Genomic DNA, 23,263 nt, shown 5'->3' with positions numbered 1-23,263 from the left:
ATGAAGTCACTTTCAACTGGCGATATTTCCCTGTTCGAGGATTTTATTCGCCACGAGGTCGAGGATAAACAAATCCCCTCGATCTCCTACGCCCTTGTAGATCAGGATGGGTTGCTGGCTGAAGGTCATATCCAGCGTCATGACGGCGCTTTCGAGATGCGGCAAGACACGTGTTTCCGCATAGGTTCGATCACCAAGACGTTCACGTCTCTTGCCATAATGCAATTGGTGGAAAAAGGCGTGCTGGATCTCGACGTCGATGTGTCTGAATACCTCTCGGGATTTCAACCCCTCAATCCTTTTATCGGCCGCGAGAGTGGTCCATACGGATCGCAGATAAGCCTGCGGAAACTGATGAGTCATACTGCAGGAATGGTACGCGAGCCCAAGAGCGGCCACTACCTCGACGCTAACCGCCCGCCCTTGGCTGAAACCGTCGCCGAACTTGCAACCTCAACGCTTAAGCAAGATCCAAGCGCAGGAATAATGCACTACTCCAACGCGGGTATTGCCGTGGTCGGACAGGTGATCGAGAAGGTTACGCGCAAGACCTATTCCGAATATATCACAGAGAATGTGCTTGCTCCGCTGGAGATGACCGATACGTCAGCCGGAATGGGGCAAGGTGTGCGTGAGCGTCTTGCGCATGCCTATATGTGGACGCTGGAGGGTGACAGCCCTGCTCCGGTTTTCAATCTCGGCGGGTCACCGGCGGGCAATATTTTCTCGACCACCGCTGATATGGCCAAGTATGCGCGTTGCCTGCTGTGCGGTGGCTTCCTTCCCGATGGAAGGTCAATCATCACACCAGCTTCGCTTCGCGAGATGTGGACGCCTATTGGAAAACGTCCTGCCGGCCACGACAAGGCTTTGGACGGATATGGTCTGTGCTTCGGCATTGGCGATGTCGATGGCTGGACATCTGTAGGGCATGGCGGAGCAGTCTATGGCTATGCGTCTCAAATGATACTTCTGCCATCGGCAGGGGTCGGCGTGCTCATATTCTCAACCCTCGACTTTACCAATCAGATAGCATCGCGGCTTGGAACAGACGGGCTTCGCATCGCCCTCGCTTCGCGGCGGATGGGGCCGGCTTTGGAACGGGAACAGTCGGCACCGCCCATCACGGAAGATCAGCTTGCCAGTCTGCCGGGAAACTACCGCCATGAACTGAGTGGCGAGGTCGTGGAAGTCAAAGCCAAGGGCAACCGTTTGTTTCTTATGGGAGAAGGTGTGCCGCTTCAAATCAGGCCGGTTGCCGGATCAGACTTCGTTGTCGATGGGCGTATTTATGGGCGTGGCGCGGATTACCCCCATATGAACCTGTCATTTCCCAAACCCGGGAAGCTTGTATGGAAAGATGCAGACTGGTCTCGTATCGAAACACCGCCGACCGAAAAAATCCCGCCGGAACTCGCGCCTTATCTGGGCGAATACGGGCCTGATTTCAATGTTACCTATCTTACTTACAGTCATGGTGAGCTGAAGTGTCTAATAGAATACTTTTGCACGCATAAATGCGAACCGGTAGACGGCAAACGTTTTCGAATGCGCGGCCTCTTGTACGAAGAAGAAATACTTGAACTCGATGCCGTCGACGAGCGAGGACGCCGTGGCATCCGGGTCGGACCGATGTTTCTCGAACGTCGCCAGCCGCACATTGAGGCGGCAAGCTAGCCGGAACAATGATGGTAGAAAATCCGATCAGGATGGAATCACCGCTTGGTGCGCGTATGCGCATCAATGGCCGTGACGTTGATTATTTTTGTGGGACAAGCTATTTCTGCCTCCACGGCCATCCTAAAGTGATCGAGGCTGCCTGTGCGGCGACACGTCGGTACGGCATGGGTCCGGGGACTCTGGCGCATGTTGAGGTCTATTCCGAACTACAGGAAAAATTGCGCAACTGGTTCAATGTTGAACAGGTCGTCAGTCTCATCTCCGGTTATTCGAGCCCTATGGCTATGCTTCAAGGGCTCCGCGATGACTTCGATATAGTCATCATCGATGCTGCAATTCATTACAGTGGAAAAGATGCGACACCGACGCTGGGTAAACCCGTCCATAGCTTTCGACACCTTGATCCCGACCATCTATCCGAAGTGCTGGCCGGTGAGGTTAAACCCGGACAGCGTCCCGTTGTGGTGACTGACGGTGTTTTCCCTTCATCCGGTGCTCTTGCTCCACTTCAAGAGTATCGGCGCCATCTGGATAAATACCACGGATCGCTGTTGGCGATCGACGATTCACATGGCATGGGAGCCATCGGCTCAACCGGGCGAGGTTCGCTTCAATATTTCGGGCTTGAAAACGACGGTAATTTCCTTGCGGGAACTTTGAGCAAGGCATTCGGTGCATTGGGCGGCATCATTCCCGGCGATGAAGCACTGTCGAAGAAGATAATGGCAAATGCGATGATTATGCGTGGTGCCTCGCCAATACCGCCTGGTAGTGCCGCTGCTGCTATTGCCGCGATGGAGGTCCTCGAAAACAATCCGGGCATGCGTGAAAGGCTCGTGGAAAATGTTGCGCATATGCGGTGCGGGCTTCGCAAGCTTGGTTTTGCTGTAGCTGAAAATCCCGTCCCGATTGTTACTGTACAAGGTGACGTCGATTTCCACAAATTGCGCGCTCAACTGGAACAGCGCGACATTATCGTAAAAGTCACAAAGGCCTTCGGATACTCCGACGCTCCAGATGTTCCGACATTGCGGCTAGCAGTGTTTTCGGAACATACGAGCGAGCAAATTAACCGGCTTTTATCCTCCATCGCAGAATTTCTGTAAAACCAGAGAAAGACCGAAGCATGAAAGTATTCATCAGCGCTGATATCGAAGGAACTGCTGGCATCACAGCTTGGGATGAAGCCCGAAAAACCCACGAAGAATATGCTGAGTTTCGAGAATACATGACGAATGAGCTAGTCGCAGCATGCGAGGGAGCAAAGGCCGCGGGTGCGACCGAAATCGTTGTAAAGGATGCGCATTCCAGCGCCCGAAATCTTATTCTTTCTGAGTTGCCCGACTATGTGCGAATTATCCGTGGATGGAGTGGCCACCCCGATCTTATGATGTTCGGGATAGATTCGAGTTTTTCGGCTGCGCTTTATACCGGCTATCACAACAAAGCTGGAACCGACTCCAATCCGCTGGCGCACACACTGACCGGAACCATCTCAAGGCTGCTGATCAACGGTGAAGTTGCATCGGAATATACGCTGAATGCATTGTGCGCCGCACGGTACGGCGTGCCTTCCGTCTTCCTTTCAGGCGATGCAGGCATGTGCCAGGAAGCACGTGATATGATCCCGCAAATAAGCACTGTTGCTACAAGCGAGGGATTTGGTCCGGCAACCTCTTCCCTGTCACCAAAAGGATCCGTCAAAGCGATACGCCAAGGCGTTGAAGCTGCTCTCGCTGGCAATCTATCCGCTTGCTTGCCAAAGCTGGCCGAGCGCTTTGAACTCATCGTCGAGTTTACCAATCCGGTGGAAGCATATCGCGCCAGCTGGTATCCTGGAATCGAACATCCCGCGCCACGCACATTACGCTTTCAAGCTGATAATTTCTTTGAAATACAACGAGCCGTCCGGTTCATTATGTGAGGTGAGCCGAGAATGAAACCAGTCATCGGCGTAACATTGGATAGCGAGTATGGTGGCGGTTACTCCGATTATCCCTGGTACGCGCTACGTCAGAATTACATGTCCAGTCTCGCAGCATACGGCGCTGTTCCCCTTGCTTTGCCTCACCTCACTGATCACGTGGCGGCTTACCTGAATCTCTGCCATGGCATCGTTGTGACGGGTGGTGCGTTTGACGTACCGCCAAACATGTTCAATGAAGAAATCAGAAGTGACGCCATTCGCCTGAAACCTGCCAGAACCGAATTTGAGGCGGCACTAATTGCGGGCGCCCTTGAACGTGATATCCCCCTTCTCGGCATATGCGGTGGCGAGCAATTACTGGCAGTGATAACAGGCGGAACTTTGGTGCAACACATTCCCGATGAAATTAAAGACGCCCTGCAGCATAGCTCGACTGTAGACACCGAAAATGGCGGCGGACGAGTTCGAGCGAACCACGATATCATTGTCTGCGAGGGAACTCTGCTCGCGCAATTGGTCGGGACTGCGACGACACGGGCGAATAGTTCTCACCACCAGTCAGTCAAATCTGTTGGTACAAACTGCCGAATAAACGCAGTCGCACCTGACGGCGTAATTGAGGGAATTGAATATGTGCCGGCAAGATTTTGCCTCGGTGTGCAATGGCATCCGGAATATCTAGATAATGAATTTGATAGGATGATCTTGCGGGCTTTTGTAAAGGCTGCTGCCTCTTGATCTGCACCAATAACTCTCTTTGAAAATGCCAAAAATAGGCTGATTAGCAACGAGCGGAAATTGAAAGCTACCGGAGGCACAGAAATTGGCAAGGCCAACTCAAACATTCTGGCTGTCGCGCATGTTGCGTTTATCTGTGTGCGATCACCGAATACGCGTTCTCTGACTACAGTATAGACCAAATCACTTTGCTCGGACTGGCCATCTATCTTGTTGGTGCAATATTCCTGATAGTTGTGATTGTGAGCCTTGTTCCACTATGGACAGTCAAACTCATCATCGCTCGAAACCACGTCCTGGTTACGTCCCTGCTGTTTCGTTTGGTCAGGCATCCGAATTATTACCTGAACATCCTTCCGGAGCTGATCGGTTTTGCAGTCGCGCTACATGCGTTTTGGACACTCGTCGTAGGCATGACTCTCTATCTGGTCCCGCTTTTGGTTCGAATTAGTCGGGAGGAAAAAGCCATGCGCGTCCACTTCCCCCACTATTGATGCTCGTTAGTATTCCGATGATTTTTCAGGTCAGCACCACTTAGGCTTGCAAAACCGTAAAGACCTGGACGAAAATCGATTCGTGCGCACTCGGATCTACAGGCTCGCTCTGCCACTTTTCAAATTGTGAACATGCACGTGCGTGCCGACCGCGATGTCGCTAACAGCAGTACCAATTTGCTGCCCGTACTTTAATACTGGCTGACCTTTTGCTATCGAGCGAATTGCCAGTTTGTGACCGGACGGGATGTTTTCGTGCAGCTCCACAGAGAATTCCTCATCTCCCCGTTTAACCCGCGCGTTGCCGCTGAGTTCATCGAGCGCGACCGCGATGTTGTCTTGATTATCGATGACGACCGCGTTCCACGCGGTGGAGAATTTTTCTTGTGCGGACATCAGAAGGATCCTCCGAACCGCGAGAAGGATTCGTTGCCCTCGCCGTAGATCTCACCCCATGTGGCAAGGCCCGACGCCACTTCGATCAACCGTTCCAGCAGACGTTCCGCCATATCCGGCAGCCACGCTTCAGCGCGCCAAAGTGCACTTGCATCAAAATCGATCTGTTCCATCCTTTGCGGCGCATGTGGATGCGCACTGATTTTGATCGTCGGTGCCAGCAGGCTGCAGAAGCTGTTCCCCTCACCAGTGGTAAAAAGCGTCAACTGCGTGCCCGCCGCAGCAAAACCGGTCATCGATTCCGGCGAGAAACCAGGCCCGTCCATAACGTGCTGGCCGGGCATGGCAGGGGGCTCGGCGAACTGGAGTACCGACTTGATAGGGGTTGAACCCGCTTTGGCTATGGCGCCGAGGCTTTTCTCTTCAATCGTGGACAGGCCACCGCGCACGTTTTCATAACCGGGATTGTTGTAAAGAAGGTCTACGCCAAGGGCGGAGACCGATTTCTCCCGATTTTCGACCGCCGCGATTATAGCCCGGCTGATAGCGGAATTGGCCGCTCGCGTCGCAAGCACATGCTCGGCACCCAACCATTCCAGGGTCTCGCCAATGACCGACGTGCCGCCAAGAGCAATGAGACGATCGGCCACGGCGCCTGCAAGCGGATTGCTGAAAAGGCCGGATGTTGCATCGGAGTGACCGCACTCCACTCCGATGAAAAGGTCGCTAACCGGCACCTCAACCCGGCGTTCCGCGGAGAGCTTTCGCGTCAGCAATCCTCCGGCGCGAATACCGCGATCGGTCAGCGCCAATGCATCTTCTGCGACATCATCCCATGCAACGATTTCGACGGGTTTTGCCGAACGTTCCGCGATTGCCCGCGCGATATCTTCGGCTGTGGGTCGGTCTGCGGCGACCAAAAGGGTCGCGCCGACATTGGGATGCGAGCCCAGACCGACGAGTTGCGCTGTGTGCATGTCCTTGTCCGGTCCGAGCTGACCGCGCCCATAGGGACTCGCCACCAGCTTGCTGCCTGGAAGTCCCGCCGATATGCGGGCCGCGGTGCGCGCAACAAGGCCGTTAATACCGAGAACGAGCAGGTCGTTGCGCACCCCTGCCCGCCCGCGGGGCCGCGGAAACCCAAGGAAAAAGGAACCGTCTGTCTTCATTCATGCACCTCGGTCTGGAGAGATGTAAAGGTCAGCTCACGCGGGAGGTTCTTTGCTGTGGACTCCCGGCATATGATTTCGAAGCCGAGGTCGACGACGCGACCTCCGACCGGCAAGCCGTTGATACGGTCGAGGAGCATCTGCCCAGCAAGCACGCCAATCTCGTGTCGGGGAATCTGTACTGTGGTGAGCGAAGGATTGAGATTGTCGGCAATTTCCAGACCGTCGAACCCGGCAATTGCCAAATCCTCGGGGACGCGAATGCCACGTCGTTGCGCTTCGAGCAGTGCACCGGCCGCGATGAAATCACCCGTACAAAAAAGCGCTTCGACATCGGGTCTGCGCTCCAGCAGTGCAATCAGGTTTTGTGCTGCTGCCTTGAGATCCATTGCCACCTCGCTGACCAGTCGGGGATCGGAGTCCAGTCCGAATTCCTCGACTGCCGCCCAATAGCCTTTCTGGCGCTCCTGCTGGCGTTCATTGTTCTTGGTGAAGGTCGTGAACAGTGCCACTTTGGCATAGCCTTGCTTGGCAAACATACGGGTGACAGCATAGGCCGCGTCATAATTGGAAAAGCCTACCGCCATATCGACCGGATCCTGCGGCAGGCTGGCAATTTCCACCGTCGGCACGCCATTCTCACGCAACATCTGGCGTGTGCGCTCGGTATGGGTCGAGCCGGTCAGATAAATGCCATCGACGCGCCGCGACAGAAATTCTGTCACGAGCGCCTCTTCGTCCTCCGGCTCAAACTCACTGTTTCCGAGCAGGACGTGATATCCGTTCCGGCGCAGCGTGTCGCGCAGACCGTCGGTGAACGAGGCGGCAATCGAGTTTCGCAGGGTCGGGATGATAGCACCGATTGTGCGCGTTTGGTTGGAGGCAAGGCTGCTGGCCAGCCGATTGGGTATGTAGCCGGTCGCCCTAACCGCGGCGGCAACCTTCTCCCGCGTTTCCGGAGAAACCAGATGCGGAAAGGATAATGTCCGCGAAACCGTCATAGGCGCGACGCCCGCAATTTGCGCAACGTCGCGAATTCCTATCCTCTTCGATTTTTTAGAAGAATCTTGCTCGCTGTCCATACACCATTAGTAATACGCTCGCTTGACATTGTCCAATGGTACCGGTACCATTTTTGTGAAAAAGGGAGTGAGCGCGTGTCTTTGGAGGAGAAGACAGCTGACCGCACCAGTAGTCCTCGAGCGTCTGGCGTGCCGTCCGCTGTATCAACGATGCTGATCTATCTGCGGAGCATGGGTATATTTGCTTTGATCTGGTACGCCGGGGCGTGGTGGATCGGAAATCCTGTTCTGCTGCCGAGCCCTGTCGCGGTGGTTCAGTCTCTATTCTCGCTCATTGCCAGTGGCGAGGTCGCATCGAACGCCGCCTCCAGCCTGCAGCGGCTGGCCATGGGCTTTGCGGGGGCAGCGCTCATCGGCATTCCACTGGGACTGCTCATGGGAATGAGCCGCATCCTATATGCCCTTGTCGATCCGCTTATCGAGCTCCTCCGGCCTATATCCGGTATAGCCTGGATTCCCCTCGGCATGTTTATTCTCGGCGTCGGCGAAACCCTGCCCACCGCCATAATGTTCTACGGCGCGTTCTTCCCGATCGTGATCAACACGCTGATTGGCGTCCGATCTGTCGACGAAAGGCTCATCCAGGCTGCGAAGGTACTCGGCGTCGGCCGGTCATCCATCATCTTGAACGTGGTGCTGCCGGCCTCGCTGCCGAATATCCTGGTTGGCCTCCGGCTCGGCGCCGGTGCGGCGTGGACGGCAATGGTGGCGGCGGAGCTTATCGGCGCGCCGTCTGGACTAGGGTTTGCCGTCGAGTGGTACCGGGAACTGCTGATGACGCCAAGTGTCCTTGCTTTCGTCTTCCTCATAGGCCTCTTCGGCTATCTCTTCGACAAGCTGCTGCGGGCACTGCAGACGGCCATCACGCCATGGGCAAACATTTCACGGGAGGTGATCTGATGGCTCTCTCGCGGCGTTTCCTGCCGTTCGTTTTACCGCTTGCCTTGCTCATTCTTTGGCAGGCCGGCGTATCCACCCTTCAACCGGGACCGCGTACGCCGACTCCGGGCAGCGTGGTCTCGACGGCCTGGTCGCTGATCTCGACGGGCCAATTGCCGCTCGCCATGATCTTGAGTCTCGGTCGCGTCCTCACCGGCTTTGTGTCTGCGGCGGTCTGTGCCATCCTGATCGGCTTTCTCATGGCTGTTTCGCCTAGCATCGGCCGCAATCTGGACCCGCTCATGGAGAGCTTCCGTCCGATAGCGCCGATAGCGCTGCTGCCACTGGCGATTCTCTGGTTCGGTACAGGCACTTCTGCAGCGGCCTTCATTGTCGGATACGCAGCCTTTTTCCCTATTCTGATCAATACGATTCAAGGCGTGCGTTCCATTGATCCATCGTTGCCGAGAGCGGCGCGGACCCTGGGCGTCGGCCTGCCCGCCATTATAAGGAACGTGATCCTTCCCGGTGCTCTTCCCAATATCTTCGTCGGTGCACGTCTCGGTCTTGGATTGGCCTGGTCATCCATCATTGCGGCGGAACTGGCAGTGGGTGCCAAGACCGGTGATGCCGGCTCCGGCGGCATTGGCCAGATGATGTTCGTTTTCTATGCATACAGCGTCGACCTCAGCGGCATTATTGTCTGCATGATTGCCGTCGGAGTCGTCGCCCTCGTAATTGACCGTGGCCTGCGTGCCGTTGAAAAGAGGCTCCTTCCATGGAAACAGTAGCTATCCCCACAAAGGCCAAAATATCGCTGATCGCGATAACCAAACAATACATCACGCCAAGGACGGGTCAAACGACGCTTGCGGTGTCGGACGTCTCCCTCAATATCCAACAGGGCGAATTTCTTTGCATCGTCGGACCTTCCGGTTGCGGCAAAAGCACAATCCTCAGCATGATTGCGGGCCTGACGAAGCCGTCAAGCGGCACCATTTCCATGGATGGCAACGCGATCCACGGCCCTGGCCGCGAACGCGGCGTGGTATTTCAGGACTACGCGTTATTCCCCTGGAAAACCGTGCGCGAGAATATCGAGTTCGGGCCGCGTTTCCGTGACAGGGCACCGCTTTCTACTGCGGCGCGACGAGAGCTTGTAGACCACTATATCGAGCTTGTTTCGCTCAATGGCTCCGAGGATAAATATCCGCATGAGCTGTCGGGGGGAATGCGGCAGCGTTGCGCCTTTGCCAGAGCTCTAGCCAACGAGCCCGACGTCCTTCTCATGGATGAGCCCTTTGCGGCGCTCGATGCCCAGACCCGACTCATTCTTCAGGAAGAACTATTGCGCATCTGGGGCGAGGAGCTGCCGCGCGACAAGCGCAAGACCGTGGTTTTCATCACGCATGGCATCGACGAGGCGGTTTTCCTCGCCGACCGCGTCGCCGTCATGAGCAATCATCCCGGTCAGATCAAGATGGAAAAGCCTATCGGCCTGCCGCGCCCGCGAAATGAGGGCGTTCGGTTGACCACGGATTTCCAGAAGCTCGTCGACGAGATCTGGCAGCTCATACGGCACGACGCCTACGAGGCCACGATCGGCAAGGCAGGCATCAAACAAGCATAGATGCAGGGACGGCACGGGAGCACGTGCCAAAAAAGGGAGAGAACGACATGGCATTGAAGATCAGCATGACCCGCCGCCGCTTCATGGCGACAACAGCGGCAATTGGCGCTGCAACTCTCGCGGCGCCATACATAGCCCGTGCTGCCGAGGCGAAAATAGCCGTCGGGCGCCAGCCTTGGGCAGCGGGGAACTCTCCGATCACGCAATACATGATCGACAACAAGACATTTGAAAAGAAGGCCAAGGACCTCGGGATCGATCTCACAATAGACTGGCGCGACTATCCTTCTGCTCAACCGATGGTGGAGGCTTTCGTCAGCGGCAATCTGGATCTTGGCATGTGGGGCAACACGCCCATCATCCGCGGTCTGGCAGCGCAGCAACCCTGGAGTATCCTGAACGTCGGCGAGGGCCATTTCCGGTTCGTGATCGCAACCCGCCCGGACTCCCCTATCCGTACCATCGAGGATCTCAAGGGCAAGACTATCGGCACGTTGCTCGGCGGCGACCCATACAACGCGCTTTCGCAAATACTTCTCAATGAACTTGGTTCCGGAAATCCAAAGGATTTCGATATCAAGCTGATCAATATCCCGACGCAGGCTCAAGCAGCGACGATTCCCACCGGTCTCGATGCGGCCGTGGTGATCTATCCCGCATTCCTCAAGGCACAGAAGGATCTCGGTACGGTCGGTATCGTCAATTCCTTCGGTTATACAGAGGACCATTACAAGGGACCAGCTGGCCAAGGTGCGGGCCATCTCCTTGAATCGGTGAAGAAGTCTGCATTCTACCCAGATGGTTACTACCTCCACAGGTCGTTCTGGATGGGCCGAAACGCCGTGATCGATGAAAATCCCGATCTTGTAGTCGCATTTGCCGCTGCGCAGCAGGAAGCGGTGACAGCCCTGAAAGCCATGGAAACGGGCGCCGTATCCGACCTCGTGAAGAAATACTGGGAGCTGCCCGCCGACCTCGGTTCCAAGGTCGTCAAAGACGATGTGATCTTCGGCCGCGGATGGATATGGCCGACGGAGGGCGATATCGGCGCCATCATCCAGACCTCCAAATTCATGGTTGCCGGTGGATTGATCCCACAGGAACTGGAATGGGATCCGGTTTTGACAAATATTCAGAAGGCGGCGCCGCTGCTCAAGAAGGCTTATGAAATGACCGGATCCAAGCCCGACGAAGCGACGTTCGCAAAATCGGATGCCGGAGACGTACGCGGCGCACCGATCTGGGAGAGCGACCGGTGGAAGCAGCACTGAAACCCAAAATTCCAAGCATCTGAAGAAGGAAGAAGAAATGGACAAGATCGGTTTTCTGGGCCTCGGCACGATGGGCGGGCCTATGGCGCGCAACATCCTCAAGCAAGGTTATGCGGTCAAGGCATTCGATCTCAACCCCGCCGCACTTGAAAGCCATGTGGCAGCCGGCGGAACCGCGGCAAAGTCATTGACGGATCTCGGGGAGGGTTGCGACATTGTCATCACGATGCTCCCCGATGGACCTGATGTGGAAGAAGCCGTCCTTGGCGAGGCTGGTCTCATCCATTCGATGAAGCGTGGCTCGATACTTATCGACATGAGCACGATCGATCCGGCAGTGACACGCCGGATCGGGACCGCCCTGGCGGATTCGGGTATCGGGATGGTCGACAGCCCGGTTGGCAAGACCGCTGATCATGCCGTGGCTGGCACGCTCACACTCATGGTCGGCGGGCCGTCCGATCTTGTCGAACGTGTCCGTCCGGTGCTCGCCCGCATGGGCACTGACTTCTTCTATTGCGGAGATCTCGGAATGGGTGAGGCGCTGAAGCTGACCAACAACTTCCTCGCCGCAACGATATTGTCGGCGACAAGCGAGGCCCTCGTGATGGGCGCCAAGGCAGGACTTACTCTCGAGCTGATGACAGACGTTATGAAGACAACCATGGCCTGGAACAATCAGCTTGCCATTGCTCTTCCCAAGAAGGGACTGGCCGGTGATTTTTCCCCCGGTTTCATGGTGAAGCTCGGACAGAAGGACCAACGGCTTGCACTGACCATGGCCCGAGCTCTCGAAGTCGATACCCCGGTTGGTACGGCAGCCTTCGACGTTCTGACAAAGGCGGCACAGTCGGGCTTTTCCGAACTCGACGTAACATCTGTGCTCCGTCTTCGCGAGGAACAGGCGGGCATCCAGGTGCGGGCGAAGCCGAATGCCTGAGACCGCCCTATCCTCCAGGCCAGTCGGCAAAACCGGTCCCTCGCTTTCCGTTTTTGGCTTTGGCGCTGCGCCCCTGGGCGGCATATACAAATCTCTGTCCGATGAGGAGGCTGCTGCGACGGTCGAAGCCGCGCTTGACGCAGGCGTGACCTATTTCGATGTTGCGCCATTCTACGGCATGGGCCTTGCGGAACGTCGTCTTGGCACGGCTCTACGCAAGCGACGGACTGACACCATTCTATCGACAAAGGTGGGTAGGCTGTTGAAGCCCGTGCGCGATCACAAGCAAGAGAGCATGTATGTCGATCCCCTCGATTTCGAGGTTGTCTATGACTACAGTTACGACGGGGTGATGCGCTCGATCGAAGACAGTTATCAGCGGCTTGGCCTACCTTCCATCGACATCGTGTATATCCACGACGTGAACCGCAAGTGGCATGGCGATCACGTCGATCAGCGCTTCAGCGAGGTCATGAACGGAGGGTATCTTGCGCTCGAAAAGCTGCGCAGCTCAGGCGTGATCAAGGCAATAGGCGTCGGCGTCAACGACAACGAGATTCTCGTCCGGTTTGCCGAGGCAGGTGATTTCGATTGCTTCATGCTGGCGGGCCGGTACACGCTGCTCGAACAAACGCCCCTTGATGAACTGTTCCCGCTCTGCGAACGGAAAGGCATTTCAATCATTTCGGCCGCGCCGTTCAATTCCGGTATTCTTGCCACCGGCGCCAAAGCGGGAGCGAAATATTTCTACGCGGATGCACCACAGGACATATTGGATCGCACCCGCAGCATCGAGGCCGTGTGCGATCGTCACCATGTGCCCCTTGCGGCAGCGGCTTTGCAGTTCGCGCTTGGTCACCCGGTCGTCTCGAGTGTCGCAGCCGGCAGCAGCTCGCCTGCCGAAGTCAAGGCGAACGTGGCAATGACCACAACGGCCATCCCTGCGGATTGCTGGGCTGAGTTGAAATCGGAGGGCCTCATCCGCGCCGATACGCCGGTGCACATCCGGTGAAAAGGAGACTCAGCGGCGAAGATGTCGTTTTGCCCTGCGCGAATACACTGGGCGAAACGCCGTTCTGGAGTAATGCCGAGCGGGCGCTCTATTGGGTCGATCTGCGTGCACCCTCGCTCAATCGCTTCAGGCCAGCCAGCCGGGAACACCGGACCTGGCCCATGCCGGATTTTTGCACGGGCGTAGTACCTGCAGCGAGCGGAGGTGTTGTTGTAGCGCTGCGGCATACCATTGCGCATTTCGATCCGGACAGTGAGACGCTCACACAGCTCGCCGCTATCGAGCCGGTGAACAGTGGCAACCGCCTGAATGAGGCCCGCTGTGATCCCGCCGGGAGACTCTGGGTCGGCAGCATGCGCGACTATGGCGCTGCGATTAGCGGGGCACTATACGTCGTTGGCAATGATCTCACGCCCATGGAAGTGCTCCGGGATATTCGGGTGCCCAACAGTCTATGCTGGAGCCCCGACGGTGGAACGATTTATTTTGCCGACACCGCCGAAGGGCACATACGCCGTTACGAGTTCGATTGCGAGACCGGTGAATTGGGAGAAACACTTGCGCCGATCGGGCATGGCATTGCAGGCGGCGCGGACGGTTCAGCCGTCGATGCAGAGGGCTATATCTGGAATACGCGTTACGGGGCAGGACAGGTGGTAAGGCTCAGTCCGGAAGGGCGCGTCGTCGACGTGATCGAGATGCCCGTTACCCAGCCGACCGCGTGCACTTTTGGCGACGACGACCTGCACACCCTCTACATCACCACGGCAAACCAACGTCTCGAACCACAGGAACTGGTGCGGCAGCCGTTTGCTGGTCATCTCTTCAAAATGCGGGCACAGGTCCCCGGCTTGCCGGAGCCGGCCTTCCGCTTCCGGCAGAAGGAGCTATCATGACGCCCGACCGGATCGCTGCCGCTTCCCTCACGATTGCACGAATTACCCCGAAGACCCAATGGGCCTTCGTCGAACTCAAAATGTCCTCGGGCCTGAGCGGGATTGGCGAAGCAACGGCGCAGGGACGAGAGCGGGCCCTTGCGGCAAGCTTTCCCGGGATAGCCGATTCACTGATTGGCATGCCGGAAGCAACCTTACGTCAAACGATACAGCGAATGGAGCTTCCATCACTCACCGAAGCAGCAATCGCCTCGGCGCTTGATCAGGCCTCCTGGGACATCAGTGGTAAACGGCAGGGCTTATCGATTGCAGCCACGGCTGGAAGCCAGAGCCGGACGCATGCGGGCGTATATGCCAATATCAACCGCCGTACTCTCGACCGTTCGCCAGCCGGATTTGCCGCAAGTGCCACAGATGCACTGAGCGCCGGTCATGAAGCCGTGAAGATCGCACCTTTTGACGAGGTTACGGTCAAAGACGCAAGGCTTGCAGAAGCGCGCACGGCAATCGGCGCCGGACTGGCGCGTGTTCGTGCCGTCCGCGAACTCATCGGTGACCGCCGTCTCATGGTGGATTGCCATTGGCGCTTCAGTCCCGACACCGCCCGCTACGTCGTAGATGCAGCTGCAGAGCTTGGTCTTCACTGGGTGGAGTGCCCGTTGACCGAGACCGAAGACCATCTGAAAGAGCTGCGATCCCTTCGAAGCCGAGCGAACAAACGGGGTGTACTGCTGGCCGGATGCGAGGAGATGGTCCGCTGTGCGGGCTTTGCCCCCTTCATAGAGGCGGAAATCTACGATGTCATAATGCCCGATGTGAAATATGCGGGAGGCATTGAGGAAATGCTGGCAATCGCCGAGCTTGCAGAAAAGCACTCGGTCCAGCTTTCCCTGCACAATCCTTCGGGGCCTATATGCCATGCAGTCAGCCTGCAATTCATTGCCATGCTAGAAAAGCCTGATCTTCTCGAAATGCAATTTGACGAGACGCCGCTGTTTGACGAGTTGTTGCTGGAACCCGGACTTCCGCCGGTCGCCTCGGGCAGAGCTGCACTCCCTTCAGTTTTAGGTTGCGGAGTTGCTTTATCTCCCACCAAACTCCAATCCTTGGCCGTGTCACCGTAGTCGCTGCCGATAAATGCGTCTCCCACCCGTTAAACCTCATCGATCCGTGCACTAAGCATCACTCATGCTGCGCATCGTGGAACGGCACCGAATTTGACGGTGTTCAGAATCGGGTACGGCTAGATGCCGATAAGCCTCGTGCCTATTTCATGGTAGGCTTGAAAAAAGATACGGACTGCCCCCCTAGTTGTCCCCTCTCGTTTCGGATATTTATATGATTTGGCAAAACAGGAATGAAAGCCACCAAGGAACCACGACTGCTTTGCGCCTTCAAATCGGTCATTTATGGGGGCTCCGTCCGTCCCTATAAGCGGACACCGCAGCTCATCGTGCGCCACCTTCTGTTATAAGTTTTATGCTCATCAACCTGCGTCGTGGTCATCGCGCGGCCTCGACTTGGAGGAAGCTCAGTTTCGAATCTTCGCTATTTGGTACATTCCTTCTCGCCCAGACAATGCGTTCAGACGATCCGTTCGATGGTCAGGGGAAACGTCCCGCGCACAAGCAACGGCTCGAAATCGTCGAAGCGGCCGAGCCGGATCAGCCCACCGGAATAGCTGTAGCCGGCGTAGAACATCGCAAGATTGCCCCACGGCGAGAAGTAGCAGAGGTCGCCTGGCGCCTCGTTGCCGAATGGACCACTCGCGTCCTCCGTCAGCTTACGGGGGAGATAAGCGATCTTCTCGTTGCCGGCATAATTTTCGATGGTCAGTTCTAGGGGTAGCATGGATGCGAAATCGCGCGCCGACGGGTTGTCGTAAAGCCTTGCCGTCAGGCTCTGACCGTTGAACATCATTCGAATTTTCATGTCGGTTGGCTCCTGACTTGCCGGATCGTTTTTTTGTTGGGCGAACGCCAGCCAGGGCATGGTGGCGGTGACCAGTATCGCTCCAAGGATAGAGCGGCGGAGCGGAGAAAAACCGTGCGCACCGGGCGCAGACAAGGTTTCGCTTACGGACATTGTGGCTGCATCGCCAAACTGGCTTTGTCTTTTGCTCATGATAGATGCTTCCCTGAAGACATTGGCGTGGCCGTGCGTGATCTGTCGTGACGCGCCAGCACCACAGCCGCGATAGCGCAGGTGAAAAGCACGATCGCGCCGAATCCGAATGCGATCTGATAACCGCCATTGTCAAACAGCAGACCGCCGGAGGCTGCGCCGGCTGTGATGGCGAGTTGCACGACAGCCACCATCAGGCCTCCTCCCGCTTCTGCATCGTCCGGCAGTGCTTCGCTTAACCAGCTCCACCAGCCGACTGGCGCGGCGGTGCCGATAAGGCCCCAAAGTGCCAGCAACCCGGCAGTGGTACCTAACGACGATCCGTATACGACCAGGCCAATCGCGAGCGCCGCCATCATCACAGGCATGGCGATCAACGCTTGGTAGAGGCGCGTATGCAGGAGAGAGCCGATAAGGAAGGTTCCGAGCAAACCGGAGACGCCCATTGCCAACAACAGGAGCGATAAGCCGGAAACGTTGACGAGTGTCACGGTTTCCAGGAATGGCCGCAGGTAGGTGAAGAGCGCGAATTGGCCCATGAAGAAAAGTGCGACGGCCGCCATGCCGATCGGCACGCCTGGTCGGCGTAGGACTTGAAACGCCGCCAGCGGGTTCGCACGCGTCCGGCTGGGCATGGACGGCAACGTTGCAAGGAGCCACACAAAGGTGATTGCAGCGAGCGGCACCACGCTGAAGAAGGCGCCGCGCCAACCGATATACTGTCCAAGGAAACTGCCGAGCGGCGCAGCAATCGTTGCTGCTAGTGCATTGCCGCCGTTGAGGATCGCGAGGCCACGGGGCACGTCTGCAGCCGGCACGAGGCGCATGACTGTCGCCGCTGACATCGACCAGAAGCCGCCGATTACGACGCCGACAAAAGCACGCCCCGCCATCAGGACCGCATAGTTGGGCGCGAACGCGGTCACAACGCCCGAAATGAGCATCAAAGCTGTGAGCCACAACAACAATTGTCGCCGGTCAAGCTTCGACGTGAATGCAGCGACGAAGAGGCTGGTGGCGACAGCGAATATACCGGAGATCGCGATGGCCTGCCCCACCTGACCTTCGGTCAGATACAGGTCGGAGGCGATTGGCGTCAGCAAGCTGACGGGCATGAATTCCGAAGCGATGAGTGTCGCAACGCACAAGCTAAGGGCGAGGACAGCGCTCCATGACGCCGAGTCTGGGGCGCTTTCGGTAGTCGCTACCGCGGTTGCGTGGGTCATTTCATGCCTCTGTATTGGTCGAACAACACGCCAGGCAAGCGGAGGGCCCGCGAGGCGTATCGTCCGGTTGTATGTTCGTTAAGAGCTCAGGTTTCCCCGGAAGAAGGCGGTCAGCTTGTCGAACGGGATCAGGTTGACACGGTCATAGAGATCGACGTGACCGGCACCCGGGATGATCACGAGCTCCTTCGGTTCAGAAGCACGCTCGTAGGCGTTTTCGCTGAACTCGATCGAGTGAGCCTGCTCGCCGGCGATGAACAGCAACGGACGCGGCGAGATCGTCTCGATCTGGGCGAACGGATAGAAGTTCATGAAAGCGGCGTTGCTGCTCAGGGTCGGATGCGTGGTCTGGAGCGGCGTCTGTCCTTTCGGCGTGAACTCCCCGCGCGGCGTGCGATAAAAATCGTAGAACTCACGCTCGATCGCATTGGAGTCTGCCTTCAGTTCATCAACCGTGCCGCCGGTCAGTTTGATTTCGGCGCCCTGGTACTCTGCGAGGCGCTGCTGTGCGGCGACCTTCAGCATTTCCTTTCGCTGTTCGACGGACACGCCCTTCCGAAGGCCGTCGCGATTGGCGGCACCCATGTCATACATGCTGACGGTGGCGATCGCTTTCATGCGCGGATCGATCTGCGCTGCGCTGAGGGCGAAGCTGCCGCTCCCGCAAATGCCGAGCACGCCGATATTGTCCTTGTTGACGAAGGGCTGCGTGCTCAGGAAGTCGACGGCTGCGCTGAAATCATCCGCATAGATTTCGGGAGCGACGGTATTGCGCGGTTGGCCCTCGCTCTCGCCCCAGAAGGAGAGATCGAACGACAGCGTAACAAAGCCCTGCTCTGCCAGCTTGGTCGCATAGAGGTTGGCGCTCTGCTCCTTCGTGGCGCCCATCGGGTGGCCTACGACGATCGCCGGAGTCTGGGCGCTCCTGTCGAGGCCCTGGGGCGTGAACAGATTGCCGACGACCTTCATGCCGAACTTATTCTCGAAGGTGATCTTTTCGACGACCACGCGGTCGCTCCTGTAAAAGTTGTCAGCGCCGTTGGACAGGTCCTGGGCGAGCGCGGGGGAAGTGCCGATCGCTAAGCCGGATACCGATCCGAGCATAAGTGCGAGCCCCAAAGCCAATTCCTTCATGTTCGTTCCTTTCCTTATTCGAACAAGTCATTGGAGAGGCTGATGGCCGCCTTGGAGTAAGTCTCAGTCGGGACCAGCGCTCTTCACACCTCAAAACTTAAGGGATGCAAACTCATACGATAAGGCGCTATATGGATCATAAGCTTATAATCAGGAGTTATGAATGGTGCGAGAGAACGTCAGCGATCTGATGGCCTTCATCGCTGTCGCACAGGAAGGCAGTTTCACACGGGCGGCAGTCCGGCTGGGCGTCTCCCAACCGGCCCTCAGCAAGACAATCAGGACGCTGGAAGAGCGGCTTGGCTTGCGTCTGCTCAGTCGCACCACCCGAAGTGTGGCGCCCACAGAAGCTGGAGAGCGTCTGCTTCGGAGCATCGAGCCGCATTTCGCGGGTATCGAAGGCAGCCTGTCCGCGCTGACCGAGCTAAGGGACAAGCCGTCCGGCATCGTTCGGATCACGGCAACGCAACATGCGGCGGATACGGTGATGTGGCCGCGCTTGTCCAAGGTCATGCTTAACTATCCCGACATCACGGTCGAGTTGGTCTCTGACGAGGGCTTAGCAAACATTGTGAGCGAGCGTTTCGATGCCGGTGTTCGCGTCGGCGAGTACGTCGAGAAGGACATGATTGCCGTTCGGATCGGTCCCGCGATGCGCCAGGCCATTGTTGCATCTCCGGGTTATTTCAAAGAGCGGCCAGCGCTCAAGCATCCTGAAGAGCTAACCGGCCACCGCTGCATCAACTTGCGCCGTGTAACGCGCGGTGGATATTTCCCATGGGAGTTCGAAAAGCGCGGACGCGAAATCAACGTCCGTGTCGAGGGCCAACTGGCGGTGAGCAGTCTTGAGCTTGCAAGGCGCGCTGCTCTGGATGGTTTGGGCGTGGCATATCTGCCCGATGATATGGTGCAGGATGACCTGACAAAGAAACGGCTGGTGCGAGTGCTGGAGGATTGGTGCGAACCGTTCCCAGGCTATCACCTGTACTATCCGAGCAGCAGGCAGCACGCTCCCGCCTTCGTAGTCGTGCTTGAGGCACTTCGCTTCCGCGGCTGAAAATTGCGAGTACCCGCGTGGGGCCAACTCACGACGATGCTTGCACTGACCTGACGGACCGCCTTTGAGGATACCGGTCCCGAAGCTGCTTGTCCGCTATCGGCCCCTTCAATACTTGCGCCCATGCGTTCTCCTAACGGCCAATGTTGGCCGAAGGAGAATTGAAATGGGTATTGCACAATACGATCCTACCGCCCTGGGCCGTCCGGCGTGGAACGTCGGCCGAAAGGTCGGTGTCAAGAAGCCGCTGAAACAGCGCCAGATTTGGACGATCCGCTTCTTCCTTGATAGGGAGGGGCGCACGAGAGATCGTGCGTTGTTTGACCTCGCAATCGACAGCAAACTGCGGGGCTGCGATCTCGTGAAAATGAAAATCGGGAGTCTCGTGACAGGAACGCAAATTCGAACTCGAGCCATCGTCGTCCAGCAAAAGACCGGCCGTCCGGTTCAGTTCGAAATCACGGCGGAGGTGAGGTCAAGTTTGCTTGCATGGCTTGAACGGCGAGGTGGAACAATCGACGACTACGCTTTTCCCAGTCGAGTCGACCACACCGATCATCTGAGTACTCGCCAGTATGCCCGATTGGTCGATGAATGGGTGACCGCAATTGGGCTGCGGCGCGAAGATTACGGCACGCACTCGCTTCGGCGCACGAAGGCCGCAATGATTTACAAGGCGACAGGCAATCTTCGCGCGATCCAAATCCTGTTGGGGCATACCAAGATCGAAAATACGGTCAAGTATCTTGGCGTGGACATTGAGGATGCGCTGGAACTAGCTGAGCACACTGAAATCTGAGCGCGTGCAGCCTCGCAAAGTGGGGCTGCACGTGTTGACGAAAATTTCTCAATTCCAAAGATTGCGATCAAGCGGCTTTGCGCCCTCAAGTTTGACCTTTGCAGGCTCCCCAGCGAGTTCCGAAAGCTGACGTTGCTGCAGACTGGCGCAGTTGAGCAGTATCCTGGCATCCTTGGGAGGTCGACTTGAGGTTGGCGCCGGCCTCTGTCAGGGCTTCACGAACCGATATGCGAAGCGATCGGTCTCGCCCTTGATCAAGGGATCGAAGACCTTGATCGCGTGTGGATCGTTCCTGTTCTCGAGCAGGGTGCTTTCGGCATCCAGTACGAAGCCGGCAGCCTCCACCTCCTCGCGCACGGAGGCAGGGTCGATGCGATGCAATGACTGGGCATCACCTGTGCCGGCTCCGGCGGCGGCGGCGTGATCGACAATGACGTAGAACCCACCGGGCTTCAGCCGCTCGTAGACAGCTCGATTGAAGTTAGCCGCCGTCGCGCCCCTGGCTTGCATCAGCGCGGTGTGGAGATCGTGGTAGAACAGGTGTAGCCACAGGACATCCGCTGGCTGCGTGATCTCCGGCATTGCCACGAGGTCCGCTGAGACGGCTTCGACGTTTTCCCGGCCTGGCTCTTGTGCGATGGTTCGCATGAGGCCGACCGGATCGTTCTTGAAGTGCGCGACTTCGGCCGGCACGAAGCTGGTGACTCGACCTTCGGGTCCAACGACGTCGGAGAACAGGCGCGTCCAGTCGCCGGCGCCTGGATAAACGTCGATGACGGTGGCACCCGCATCAATGCGCGCGAACCGGATCAACTCGGATAGTTTGGATTGGTCGTACATCGGAATCTCCTTTACGGTTGGGTATTCGACGAGCGCGGCACGCGAGACGGCGATCCGCTCATTCACCTTCGGCGAAAGCCGATGGTTGCAGAAGGCCTGCGCTATACGGGCCCGGACGCGTCCATCTGCGCGGCGCGTGCTAACGCTTGCGTGTCGATGTATTCCTGGATGCTGGTCAGTCTGCCGTCCCGGACCGTGATGGCGAAGATCCAGTCGTCCTCGAACGGCTTGTTCGTGGCTTTGACCTTCCCGCTGGCGAAGCCCACGACGAGAACCCGGTCTCCTTGTGCGACAAACTCCCGGGGTTCCGTGGAGGTTTCCATCGACCTGGATGCCGTATCCAGCAAATCTGCTAGTCCCGCGTGCCCCCGGTAGGTGCCGGCCAGCGGCCAGTCCTCGCCCGGAATGATCCACTTGATGTCTTCGGCAACCAGCGCCAACAGAGCCTCTCTGTCGCCGCGGCCTATCGCGGCGAAGAAGTCCTTCACGGTCTGGATGTTTTTTTCAATACTCATGGGAATATCTCCATTTCGCTGTGATCGAATCGCGCTCGATCCGATCCGTACATGGCCTCGTTTTATCCGTCGAACTTGACCAGATCCTTGAAGATCAGATGACCCCAGCTCTTTCCGCGCGCCTGGACCAGCAGCCCGCCTTCCGACAGCCCGCCAAGCTTGATCGGCGCGAAGCCCAGATTTTCCGCGAGCGTACCAATCTCCGCCGCAGCGTCGTCATCGTCGCTCGCCAGGAACACGACTCTCCTGCTGCCCTGCACGGCCGGATCTTGGCCAAGGGTGGCAGCGAGCAGATGGTTGAAGCCCTTGACCAGCCTTGCGCCAGAAAAAGCCTGCGCGACGGCCTGGGAAGACGGCTGTCCTCCCAGTTGCTCAGGGGGCACACCGTAGGCATTGGTCACATCGACGATGGTCTTCCCCTGCCAGGTGGCGAGCGCCTTTGCGACATCTGGATGCGACTCGAAACGGACCGCCAAGAAGATGATGTCCGCCTTGACGGCTTCCGCTAGGGTTTTAGCAATGACCTTCGGCCCGATCGCGGCCGCTTCAGCCGCAAAGCTTTCCGGATCCCGCGTGGTTGCAACAGATACTTCGATGCCCTTGCGGGAAAAGGCCTTGGCCAGAGCTTGGCCGATATTGCCGAAGCCGATGATTGAGTAGCTCATACTGCTTCTCCGATCCTGTGTTAAGGTTGGGTCAGACCTGCGCCCAACCACCATCGACGGCGAGATCTATACCGGTGATGTAGGAGCTTTCATCGGAAGCGAGGAACATGAGCGCAGCCGCGATTTCCTCTGGCTTGCCCCTGCGACCCATTGGGATCTGTGCAGCAAACTGGGCGACCGCCTCCTCGGCTTGCTCAGCGGTGAGGCCGGTCGTTGTCGCCAAGGCGGGAGTCTCGATCGCGCCGGGGCTCATCGTATTGACGCGGATATCGCGGTCCTTCAGCTCTTGGGTCCAAGACCGCGAGAAGCTGCGAACAGCCGCCTTGCTTGCTGCGTAGGCGCTAAACGCTGGCAGCCCCATCACGTTCGAGACCGAAGAGTTCAGAATGATCGATCCGCCGTCTTTGAAGATGGGAAGGGCCTTCTGCACCGTAAAGAACAGGCCCTTCACGTTCACATCGAAGGTTTGGTCAAAATGGGCCTCAGTCGCTGCCGCGAGCGGCGCGACTGTACCTGCGCCCGCGTTTGCGAAGAGAATGTCGATGTGACCATGTTTCTCCTTCACGGTGGCGTAGAGCCGGTCCAGATCTTCCAAGCGCGAGACGTCACCCACGACTGTTGTCACGTTTTTCCCGATAAGCGTCGCGGCCTCTTGTAAGGCTTTCTCGCGTCGCCCAATGATCACGACCTGCGCACCTTCTTCCACGAAACGCTTGGCTGTGGCCAAGCCGATCCCGCTGCTTCCGCCCGTGATGACTGCGATTTTACCTTCGAGTGCTTTCATAATTT

The 23,263-nt window shown here is 57.4% G+C and carries 25 protein-coding genes; 15 read left to right on the top strand and 10 right to left on the bottom strand.

Features of this window, described 5'->3' with window-relative positions; translation table 11 throughout:
* The 5 genes from PHA01_RS25915 (at window position 1) to PHA01_RS29510 (ending at window position 4,839) form a co-directional block, all read left to right on the top strand.
* On the top strand, window positions 1–1,677 hold the full coding sequence (locus tag PHA01_RS25915; protein WP_271899165.1) for a serine hydrolase domain-containing protein: 1,677 nt from the start codon (window positions 1–3) through the stop codon (window positions 1,675–1,677).
* A 32-nt stretch (window positions 1,678–1,709) separates the two neighbouring features.
* Window positions 1,710–2,786: an aminotransferase class I/II-fold pyridoxal phosphate-dependent enzyme gene (locus PHA01_RS25910; protein ID WP_271899164.1), complete on the top strand. Its 1,077-nt coding sequence runs from the start codon at window positions 1,710–1,712 to the stop codon at window positions 2,784–2,786.
* A 20-nt stretch (window positions 2,787–2,806) separates the two neighbouring features.
* On the top strand, window positions 2,807–3,604 hold the full coding sequence (locus PHA01_RS25905; RefSeq protein WP_271899163.1) for a M55 family metallopeptidase: 798 nt from the start codon (window positions 2,807–2,809) through the stop codon (window positions 3,602–3,604).
* 12 nt (window positions 3,605–3,616) lie between these two features.
* On the top strand, window positions 3,617–4,345 hold the full coding sequence (locus PHA01_RS25900; protein WP_271899162.1) for a gamma-glutamyl-gamma-aminobutyrate hydrolase family protein: 729 nt from the start codon (window positions 3,617–3,619) through the stop codon (window positions 4,343–4,345).
* 236 nt (window positions 4,346–4,581) lie between these two features.
* Window positions 4,582–4,839: an isoprenylcysteine carboxylmethyltransferase family protein gene (locus PHA01_RS29510; RefSeq protein ID WP_417021042.1), complete on the top strand. Its 258-nt coding sequence runs from the start codon at window positions 4,582–4,584 to the stop codon at window positions 4,837–4,839.
* A 96-nt stretch (window positions 4,840–4,935) separates the two neighbouring features.
* Here PHA01_RS29510 and PHA01_RS25895 read toward each other — a convergent pair whose 3' ends face one another.
* From PHA01_RS25895 to PHA01_RS25885, 3 genes are read right to left on the bottom strand one after another with little or no spacing between them, the layout of a single operon-like run.
* Window positions 4,936–5,235 carry a UxaA family hydrolase gene (locus PHA01_RS25895; protein WP_271899161.1) on the bottom strand — a complete coding sequence of 100 codons (300 nt, stop codon included), beginning with the start codon at window positions 5,233–5,235 and terminating at the stop codon, window positions 4,936–4,938.
* The gene (locus tag PHA01_RS25890) at window positions 5,235–6,404 is read right to left on the bottom strand and encodes a UxaA family hydrolase (RefSeq protein WP_271899160.1); all 1,170 of its coding nucleotides are present in this window, start codon (window positions 6,402–6,404) and stop codon (window positions 5,235–5,237) included. Before PHA01_RS25890 ends, PHA01_RS25895 begins: the two co-directional genes overlap by 1 nt.
* Window positions 6,401–7,486 (bottom strand): LacI family DNA-binding transcriptional regulator, encoded by a 1,086-nt coding sequence (locus PHA01_RS25885; protein ID WP_271899159.1) that lies wholly within the window; start codon window positions 7,484–7,486, stop codon window positions 6,401–6,403. Before PHA01_RS25885 ends, PHA01_RS25890 begins: the two co-directional genes overlap by 4 nt.
* A 75-nt stretch (window positions 7,487–7,561) precedes the next feature.
* Between PHA01_RS25885 and PHA01_RS25880 the strand changes: the two genes are divergently transcribed.
* From PHA01_RS25880 to PHA01_RS25845, 8 genes are read left to right on the top strand one after another with little or no spacing between them, the layout of a single operon-like run.
* On the top strand, window positions 7,562–8,386 hold the full coding sequence (locus PHA01_RS25880; protein ID WP_271899158.1) for an ABC transporter permease: 825 nt from the start codon (window positions 7,562–7,564) through the stop codon (window positions 8,384–8,386).
* Window positions 8,386–9,156 carry an ABC transporter permease gene (locus PHA01_RS25875; RefSeq protein WP_271899157.1) on the top strand — a complete coding sequence of 257 codons (771 nt, stop codon included), beginning with the start codon at window positions 8,386–8,388 and terminating at the stop codon, window positions 9,154–9,156. Before PHA01_RS25880 ends, PHA01_RS25875 begins: the two co-directional genes overlap by 1 nt.
* Window positions 9,144–9,995: an ABC transporter ATP-binding protein gene (locus tag PHA01_RS25870; RefSeq protein WP_271899155.1), complete on the top strand. Its 852-nt coding sequence runs from the start codon at window positions 9,144–9,146 to the stop codon at window positions 9,993–9,995. Before PHA01_RS25875 ends, PHA01_RS25870 begins: the two co-directional genes overlap by 13 nt.
* A 47-nt stretch (window positions 9,996–10,042) precedes the next feature.
* The gene (locus PHA01_RS25865; protein WP_271899154.1) at window positions 10,043–11,266 is read left to right on the top strand and encodes an ABC transporter substrate-binding protein; all 1,224 of its coding nucleotides are present in this window, start codon (window positions 10,043–10,045) and stop codon (window positions 11,264–11,266) included.
* A gap of 37 nt (window positions 11,267–11,303) precedes the next feature.
* Complete coding sequence (locus PHA01_RS25860; RefSeq protein ID WP_417021039.1) at window positions 11,304–12,206, top strand: NAD(P)-dependent oxidoreductase; 903 nt, start codon at window positions 11,304–11,306, stop codon at window positions 12,204–12,206.
* A complete protein-coding gene (locus PHA01_RS25855) occupies window positions 12,199–13,218 on the top strand; it encodes an aldo/keto reductase (RefSeq protein WP_271899152.1) in 1,020 nt (339 codons plus the stop codon). The genes PHA01_RS25860 and PHA01_RS25855 overlap by 8 nt, the downstream gene beginning before the upstream one ends.
* Complete coding sequence (locus PHA01_RS25850) at window positions 13,215–14,114, top strand: SMP-30/gluconolactonase/LRE family protein (protein ID WP_271899151.1); 900 nt, start codon at window positions 13,215–13,217, stop codon at window positions 14,112–14,114. Before PHA01_RS25855 ends, PHA01_RS25850 begins: the two co-directional genes overlap by 4 nt.
* Window positions 14,111–15,238, top strand: coding sequence for a mandelate racemase/muconate lactonizing enzyme family protein (locus PHA01_RS25845; RefSeq protein WP_271899150.1), 1,128 nt, complete (start codon window positions 14,111–14,113; stop codon window positions 15,236–15,238). Before PHA01_RS25850 ends, PHA01_RS25845 begins: the two co-directional genes overlap by 4 nt.
* 460 nt (window positions 15,239–15,698) lie before the next feature.
* On the opposite strand, the gene PHA01_RS25840 is transcribed toward PHA01_RS25845, so the two are convergent.
* The 3 genes from PHA01_RS25840 to PHA01_RS25830 all read right to left on the bottom strand — a co-directional run bounded on the left by PHA01_RS25840 (window position 15,699) and on the right by PHA01_RS25830 (window position 18,598).
* Window positions 15,699–16,199: a cyclophilin-like fold protein gene (locus PHA01_RS25840; protein WP_112531630.1), complete on the bottom strand. Its 501-nt coding sequence runs from the start codon at window positions 16,197–16,199 to the stop codon at window positions 15,699–15,701.
* Between the two features lie 35 nt (window positions 16,200–16,234).
* The gene (locus PHA01_RS25835) at window positions 16,235–17,464 is read right to left on the bottom strand and encodes an MFS transporter (protein WP_271899149.1); all 1,230 of its coding nucleotides are present in this window, start codon (window positions 17,462–17,464) and stop codon (window positions 16,235–16,237) included.
* A 78-nt stretch (window positions 17,465–17,542) separates the two neighbouring features.
* Window positions 17,543–18,598, bottom strand: a complete 1,056-nt coding sequence (locus PHA01_RS25830) for an alpha/beta hydrolase (RefSeq protein ID WP_271899148.1) — start codon at window positions 18,596–18,598, stop codon at window positions 17,543–17,545.
* A 163-nt stretch (window positions 18,599–18,761) separates the two neighbouring features.
* Between PHA01_RS25830 and PHA01_RS25825 the strand changes: the two genes are divergently transcribed.
* Both PHA01_RS25825 and PHA01_RS25820 read left to right on the top strand, forming a co-directional pair.
* Window positions 18,762–19,655 carry a LysR family transcriptional regulator gene (locus PHA01_RS25825; protein WP_271899147.1) on the top strand — a complete coding sequence of 298 codons (894 nt, stop codon included), beginning with the start codon at window positions 18,762–18,764 and terminating at the stop codon, window positions 19,653–19,655.
* 166 nt (window positions 19,656–19,821) lie between these two features.
* Window positions 19,822–20,454: a tyrosine-type recombinase/integrase gene (locus tag PHA01_RS25820; protein ID WP_271899146.1), complete on the top strand. Its 633-nt coding sequence runs from the start codon at window positions 19,822–19,824 to the stop codon at window positions 20,452–20,454.
* 207 nt (window positions 20,455–20,661) lie between these two features.
* Here the strand turns inward: PHA01_RS25820 and PHA01_RS25815 are convergent, their stop codons facing one another.
* The 4 genes from PHA01_RS25815 to PHA01_RS25800 all read right to left on the bottom strand — a co-directional run bounded on the left by PHA01_RS25815 (window position 20,662) and on the right by PHA01_RS25800 (window position 23,258).
* The gene (locus tag PHA01_RS25815) at window positions 20,662–21,294 is read right to left on the bottom strand and encodes a class I SAM-dependent methyltransferase (RefSeq protein ID WP_271899145.1); all 633 of its coding nucleotides are present in this window, start codon (window positions 21,292–21,294) and stop codon (window positions 20,662–20,664) included.
* A gap of 101 nt (window positions 21,295–21,395) precedes the next feature.
* The gene (locus tag PHA01_RS25810; protein ID WP_174207567.1) at window positions 21,396–21,809 is read right to left on the bottom strand and encodes a nuclear transport factor 2 family protein; all 414 of its coding nucleotides are present in this window, start codon (window positions 21,807–21,809) and stop codon (window positions 21,396–21,398) included.
* A gap of 62 nt (window positions 21,810–21,871) precedes the next feature.
* A complete protein-coding gene (locus PHA01_RS25805) occupies window positions 21,872–22,528 on the bottom strand; it encodes an NADPH-dependent F420 reductase (RefSeq protein WP_271899144.1) in 657 nt (218 codons plus the stop codon).
* A complete protein-coding gene (locus tag PHA01_RS25800) occupies window positions 22,506–23,258 on the bottom strand; it encodes an SDR family NAD(P)-dependent oxidoreductase (protein ID WP_271899143.1) in 753 nt (250 codons plus the stop codon). The genes PHA01_RS25805 and PHA01_RS25800 overlap by 23 nt, the downstream gene beginning before the upstream one ends.
* Between the last annotated feature and the right edge of the window lie 5 nt (window positions 23,259–23,263).

Source organism: Candidatus Phyllobacterium onerii (assembly GCF_028331445.1).
GTDB classification, from domain to species: Bacteria; Pseudomonadota; Alphaproteobacteria; order Rhizobiales; family Rhizobiaceae; genus Phyllobacterium; species Phyllobacterium onerii.
The sequence above is the reverse complement of the archived record's forward strand: the minus strand, read 5'-3'. Positions and strand labels throughout refer to the sequence as shown.

Coding starts and splice junctions, on each gene's coding strand:
- PHA01_RS25845 (WP_271899150.1), top strand. CDS start 14,111: ATGACGCCCGACCGGATCGCTGCCGCTTCCCTCACGATTGCACGAATT.
- PHA01_RS25905 (WP_271899163.1), top strand. CDS start 2,807: ATGAAAGTATTCATCAGCGCTGATATCGAAGGAACTGCTGGCATCACA.
- PHA01_RS25805 (WP_271899144.1), bottom strand. CDS start 22,528: ATGGTGGTTGGGCGCAGGTCTGACCCAACCTTAACACAGGATCGGAGA.
- PHA01_RS25815 (WP_271899145.1), bottom strand. CDS start 21,294: ATGTACGACCAATCCAAACTATCCGAGTTGATCCGGTTCGCGCGCATT.
- PHA01_RS25890 (WP_271899160.1), bottom strand. CDS start 6,404: ATGAAGACAGACGGTTCCTTTTTCCTTGGGTTTCCGCGGCCCCGCGGG.
- PHA01_RS25900 (WP_271899162.1), top strand. CDS start 3,617: ATGAAACCAGTCATCGGCGTAACATTGGATAGCGAGTATGGTGGCGGT.
- PHA01_RS25855 (WP_271899152.1), top strand. CDS start 12,199: ATGCCTGAGACCGCCCTATCCTCCAGGCCAGTCGGCAAAACCGGTCCC.
- PHA01_RS25835 (WP_271899149.1), bottom strand. CDS start 17,464: ATGACCCACGCAACCGCGGTAGCGACTACCGAAAGCGCCCCAGACTCG.
- PHA01_RS25860 (WP_417021039.1), top strand. CDS start 11,304: ATGGACAAGATCGGTTTTCTGGGCCTCGGCACGATGGGCGGGCCTATG.
- PHA01_RS25885 (WP_271899159.1), bottom strand. CDS start 7,486: ATGGACAGCGAGCAAGATTCTTCTAAAAAATCGAAGAGGATAGGAATT.
- PHA01_RS25875 (WP_271899157.1), top strand. CDS start 8,386: ATGGCTCTCTCGCGGCGTTTCCTGCCGTTCGTTTTACCGCTTGCCTTG.
- PHA01_RS25800 (WP_271899143.1), bottom strand. CDS start 23,258: ATGAAAGCACTCGAAGGTAAAATCGCAGTCATCACGGGCGGAAGCAGC.
- PHA01_RS25865 (WP_271899154.1), top strand. CDS start 10,043: ATGGCATTGAAGATCAGCATGACCCGCCGCCGCTTCATGGCGACAACA.
- PHA01_RS25830 (WP_271899148.1), bottom strand. CDS start 18,598: ATGAAGGAATTGGCTTTGGGGCTCGCACTTATGCTCGGATCGGTATCC.
- PHA01_RS25895 (WP_271899161.1), bottom strand. CDS start 5,235: ATGTCCGCACAAGAAAAATTCTCCACCGCGTGGAACGCGGTCGTCATC.
- PHA01_RS25910 (WP_271899164.1), top strand. CDS start 1,710: ATGGAATCACCGCTTGGTGCGCGTATGCGCATCAATGGCCGTGACGTT.
- PHA01_RS25820 (WP_271899146.1), top strand. CDS start 19,822: ATGGGTATTGCACAATACGATCCTACCGCCCTGGGCCGTCCGGCGTGG.
- PHA01_RS25840 (WP_112531630.1), bottom strand. CDS start 16,199: ATGTCCGTAAGCGAAACCTTGTCTGCGCCCGGTGCGCACGGTTTTTCT.
- PHA01_RS25915 (WP_271899165.1), top strand. CDS start 1: ATGAAGTCACTTTCAACTGGCGATATTTCCCTGTTCGAGGATTTTATT.
- PHA01_RS25810 (WP_174207567.1), bottom strand. CDS start 21,809: ATGAGTATTGAAAAAAACATCCAGACCGTGAAGGACTTCTTCGCCGCG.
- PHA01_RS25870 (WP_271899155.1), top strand. CDS start 9,144: ATGGAAACAGTAGCTATCCCCACAAAGGCCAAAATATCGCTGATCGCG.
- PHA01_RS25825 (WP_271899147.1), top strand. CDS start 18,762: ATGGTGCGAGAGAACGTCAGCGATCTGATGGCCTTCATCGCTGTCGCA.